We start from the raw sequence: 4,746 nt of genomic DNA, 5'->3' as shown, positions 1-4,746 counted from the left end.
AGCTTGCTCGCGATCTTTTAACGATCAAAAGATCGCGAGCAAGCTCGCTCCTACAGTTGAGGGCACATGCAGCGCTCATCCGGCAAATGTTTCACAAATGTTTCAACACACCGCCAGCTGTGCGATGCTGGCGTTCTGCTCAATTGCCGACTACAGCTTAAGAAACATCTGTAAGAACGGCCTACAGCTATCTGATCCTCCAAAGTATCGACCACAGGGAGCCAGCATGCTGACCCTGCTCAATCTTCTCTCTGCCGTGACCCTGCTGATCTGGGGCACGCATATCGTGCGAACCGGTATCTTGCGGGTTTACGGCACCAACTTGCGCCATGTCATCGGGCAAAACGTGTCCAGACCGATACTCGCGTTTATCGCCGGTATCATCGTCACCGCCATGGTGCAAAGCAGCAACGCCACCGCCCTGCTGGTGACCTCCTTTGTCGGCCAGGGCCTGATGACGCTCACACCCGCGCTGGCAACCATGCTCGGGGCCGACGTCGGGACCGCGCTGATGGCACGGGTGCTGACCTTCGATTTGTCGTGGCTGTCACCGCTGCTGATTTTTTTGGGTGTGATCTTCTTCCTGTCACGCAAACAAACCCGCGCCGGGCAACTGGGCCGCGTCGGGATTGGCCTGGGCCTGATTATTCTGGCGCTGCAACTGATCGTCGAAGCCGCCTCGCCCATCACCCATGCCCAAGGGGTGAAGGTGATTTTTGCCTCGTTAACCGGCGACTTGCTGCTCGATGCACTGGTCGGCGCGGTGTTTGCGATGGTCTCGTACTCCAGCCTGGCCGCCGTGCTGCTCACCGCGACCCTGGCCGGCGCCAGCGTGATCAGCCTGCCCGTGGCCGTTGGCCTGGTGATCGGCGCCAACATCGGCAGCGGCGTGCTGGCGTTTCTCAGCACCAGCATGCAAAACACGGCGGGGCGGCAGGTGGCCCTCGGCAGCCTGCTCTACAAACTGATCGGCTTGCTGTTGATCATGCCGGTGCTCACGCCGCTGGTGGACTGGATGGACAGTCTTAACTTCAGGCCGCAAGAGCTGGTCATCGGCTTCCACCTGCTCTACAACACCACGCGCTGCTTCTTGATGCTGCCCACCATCGGCCTCATGGCACGGCTGTGTGCCCGGCTATTGCCCGAGCGCGACATCGCCAACGGCAGCATCACCCCACGCCACCTCGACCCTGCAGCACTCGACACGCCCACCCTGGCGCTGACCAACGCCGTGCGCGAAACCCTGCGCATTGGCGACCTGATCGACACCATGTTGGTCAATATGCTCGACGTTCTGCGCGGCAAGCAAACCTCGATGACGCAAGCAATGCGCACCCTCAGCGATGACGTCGAAGTGCTCTACAGCGCGGTCAAACTGTACCTGGCGCAAATGCCCCGCGAAGACCTGGGCGAACACGACAGTCGCCGCTGGGCCGAGATCATCGAACTGGCGATCAACCTCAAACTGGCCAGCGACCTGATCGAGCGCATGCTGCGCAAAGTCCAGCAGCAGAAAACCTCGCAACGCCGTTCGTTTTCGGCCACCGGGCTTGAAGAGCTGGTAGACCTGCAAACCCAGCTCATCGAGAACCTGCGCCTGGGCCTCACGGTGTTCCTGAACTCGGACCCACAGATTGCCCGCCAACTGCTGCGCGAAAAACGCCGCTTTCGCGCACAAGAGCGGCGCCTGGCCCACGCTCACGTGAACCGTTTGCAACAGAAAATCACCCAAAGCATCGAAACCAGCTCCGTGCATCTGGAACTGATCGCCGACATGCAGCGCCTGAACTCACTGTTTTGCGGCAGCGCCTACGTGGTGCTGGAAAACAGTGATACCGGCGCCCTGGAACCTGAAGACAACGCCGATACCCTGCATTCACCCTGAACGTTGCACGCGACCGTGTTGTCAGTCTGTAAGCAGCGTCTAACCTGCACAGACTGACACGCTGCGCCACTCGCCCTCTCAAAACGGATTCAGAGATCCAGGGATTTTTATGCGTTGCCTGCTGTTTATCTGCGTGCTGCTGGGAGCAGCTCAGAGTTTTGCCCTCGACCGCTTTAGCGTAGAGGGCTATCAACTGCCTAACGGCTTGCAACTGATCCTCAAGCCCGGCTACGAGCGCGGCCATGTGTCCATTCGCTTGGTGGTCGGCGTGGGCATGGATGACTTCAGTTGCGCCGATCAACAGTTGCCTCACCTGCTGGAGCATTTATTGTTCAGCGGCGTCGACGACAGCGGCGAAGGCGGCCTGGAAGAGCGCATGCAAGCGCTGGGCGGCGAATGGAACGCCTACACCAGCAATGCCGACACCACCTTTGTGATCGAAGCCCCGGCGAAAAACCAGCGCAAAATCCTCGACCTGCTGCTGAGCCTGCTGACCCGCACGCAACTGAACGACCAGCGTATCAGCGAGGCCAAGCAAGTGGTTGAGCGCGAAGACGGCGGCCACTATTCGCACCTGCAACGCTGGCTGGACCGCCAGGACCTCGGGCACAGCGCCAGCAACCAGTTGGCGGTGGAGTTGGGCCTCAAATGCGCCGAACGCGCCGAGGTACATGACCTCACGCGCCAACAACTCGAAGCGGTGCGCAACACGTGGTACGCCCCCAACAACATGACCCTGATCATGGTTGGCGACCTCGACCGCCTGCTGCCGGCGTATCTGGAGCGCACCTACGGCGCACTCGAACCGGTCGACCCCAGCGAGCACCTGCCGCTGCCCGCCATCGAAGCCAAGGCCGACACCGAGCGCACATTGGTGCGCGGTGTGGTCGGCGAGACGGCCAAACTGCATTGGTTGCTGCCGGAGCCGGTGATCGACGACCAGTACGATGAAACCTGGGACCTGCTGCGCGATTACCTGGAGTGGTCGTTGTACAGCGAGCTGCGGCTCAAGCACGGGTTGTCTTACGGGCCCTGGGCCGAGCGCGAAGTCTTCGGCGGCGTGAGCTTTTTAAGTCTCAACGCCGACCTCGCCCGCGATGACGTGGCCAAGGCTCAACAGGTGATGGGCGAACTCAAACAACGTTTGCTCAAGGACGGCCTCGACCCGCAGACCTTTGCCCGCCTCAAAAACGCCGCCGTGGCGCGCCAGGCCTGGGCTGTGCAGGGCAACAGCGCTTTGGCTGATTACTACTGGAGCGCCTTGGGCGACTACGACGGCGGCCGGTTTGCCGACCCGTCCAAACGCTTGCAAGCGGTGACACTTGAGCAAGCCAACACGGCGTTGCGCCATTTGTTTGCCAAGCCCGGTTATGTGCGTATCGAGAAACCGCTGCTCAGTTATAACGGCTTGACCGTGGCGCTGGCGGCGGCGTTGAGCGTGTTGGTGCTGATGTTCGTGGGCTGGCGAATCTGGCGTCGACGCACGCGTTAATTGGCTAAGCCCGAAACAGTTTGATACCGTAAAAATCATTGCCCATTCGCGGCTGATCAATCAGCCCCCCAGCGCGCGGAGAATTCAGCGTGAGTGAACGTTCCAACCCTTGGCAGTTGCAAACCATCGTCGGCCAATTGCGCACGGCCCGTAACCAGTGGCGTTCGCAAAACGGCCGTGTCAGCGGCGAACTGGGCGGCCGCGAGCTGCCTTCACGCGCCGCGATGGCCGAGATCCTTGAGGCCCTGTGCGGCGCGTTGTTCCCGATGCGCCTGGGCCCGGTCGACCTTCGCGAAGAGAGCGAAGATTTTTACGTGGGCCACACCCTCGACGTAGCGCTCAACGCGCTGCTGGCCCAGGCGCGGCTTGAGCTGCGTTACGCGGCGCGTCAGGCCGGGTTGCCGGATGCGGGCGTGGACGAGACGGCGACCGTGTTGATCCAGGACTTTGCCCTGGCCTTGCCGCGCCTGCGCAGCATCCTCGACACCGACGTGCTGGCCGCCTACCACGGCGACCCGGCGGCGCGCAGTGTCGACGAAGTCTTGCTGTGCTATCCGGGGATTCTGGCGGTGATTCACCATCGCCTGGCGCACCACATGTACCGCGCTGGCCTGCCCTTGCTGGCCCGCATCAGCGCGGAAATCGCGCATTCGTCCACCGGTATTGATATTCACCCGGGCGCGCAGATTGGTCGCAGCTTCTTTATCGACCACGGTACGGGCGTGGTGATCGGAGAAACCGCGATCATCGGCGAACGTGTACGTATCTACCAAGCAGTGACCTTGGGCGCCAAACGTTTCCCGGCGGACGAATCGGGCCAACTGCAAAAAGGCCACCCGCGCCACCCGATCGTAGAAGACGACGTAGTGATCTATGCCGGCGCGACCATTCTGGGGCGCATCACCATTGGCAAAGGCTCGACGATTGGCGGCAACGTCTGGCTCACCCGCAGCGTGCCGGCGGGCTGCAACCTGACCCAGGCCAACTTGCAGCATGACGACGGCTCGCAGAAGTAAGACCGCATGATGCCTTGCCCTCACCCTGGCCCTCTCCCGGAGGGAGAAGGAACCGATTGGGGGATGTTGTAGAGGTTCTGCGGCCTGCAAGCCATGTACTGAACCTGAGAACACTTCGGTAAAGCTCCCTCTCCCGGAGGGAGAAGGAACTGATTGGGGGATGTTGTAGAGGTTCTGCGGCCTGCAGCCATGTACTGAACCTGAGAACACCTCGGTAAAGCTCCCTCTCCCTCCGGGAGTGTATGGACCGGGGACATAGCGAACACAATGTTCGGAGTCTGTAGTGGTCAACTAATTCCGGACACCTCGATAGGTTGTTTCCACGCCATCGCCCGTTCGTAATCGGTCGGTGG

General features: G+C 61.1%; 3 protein-coding genes. All 3 read left to right on the top strand.

The features are described from left to right. Positions 1-226 precede the first annotated feature (226 nt). The 3 genes from AAEZ03_RS25540 to epsC all read left to right on the top strand — a co-directional run bounded on the left by AAEZ03_RS25540 (position 227) and on the right by epsC (position 4,393). Complete coding sequence (locus AAEZ03_RS25540; RefSeq protein ID WP_350582471.1) at positions 227-1,885, top strand: Na/Pi cotransporter family protein; 1,659 nt, start codon at positions 227-229, stop codon at positions 1,883-1,885. 109 nt (positions 1,886-1,994) lie between these two features. After that, positions 1,995-3,377, top strand: coding sequence for a M16 family metallopeptidase (locus AAEZ03_RS25535; RefSeq protein ID WP_350582468.1), 1,383 nt, complete (start codon positions 1,995-1,997; stop codon positions 3,375-3,377). Between the two features lie 89 nt (positions 3,378-3,466). Further along, positions 3,467-4,393, top strand: a complete 927-nt coding sequence (epsC, locus tag AAEZ03_RS25530) for a serine O-acetyltransferase EpsC (protein ID WP_048371143.1) — start codon at positions 3,467-3,469, stop codon at positions 4,391-4,393. Positions 4,394-4,746 lie beyond the last annotated feature (353 nt).

The sequence above is a fragment of the Pseudomonas sp. HY2-MNA-CIBAN-0224 genome (assembly GCF_040310285.1).
Taxonomy (GTDB): Bacteria; Pseudomonadota; Gammaproteobacteria; order Pseudomonadales; family Pseudomonadaceae; genus Aquipseudomonas; species Aquipseudomonas helleri.
Note: the sequence above shows the minus strand (reverse complement) of the source record. Positions and strands in the feature narration are given on the sequence as shown.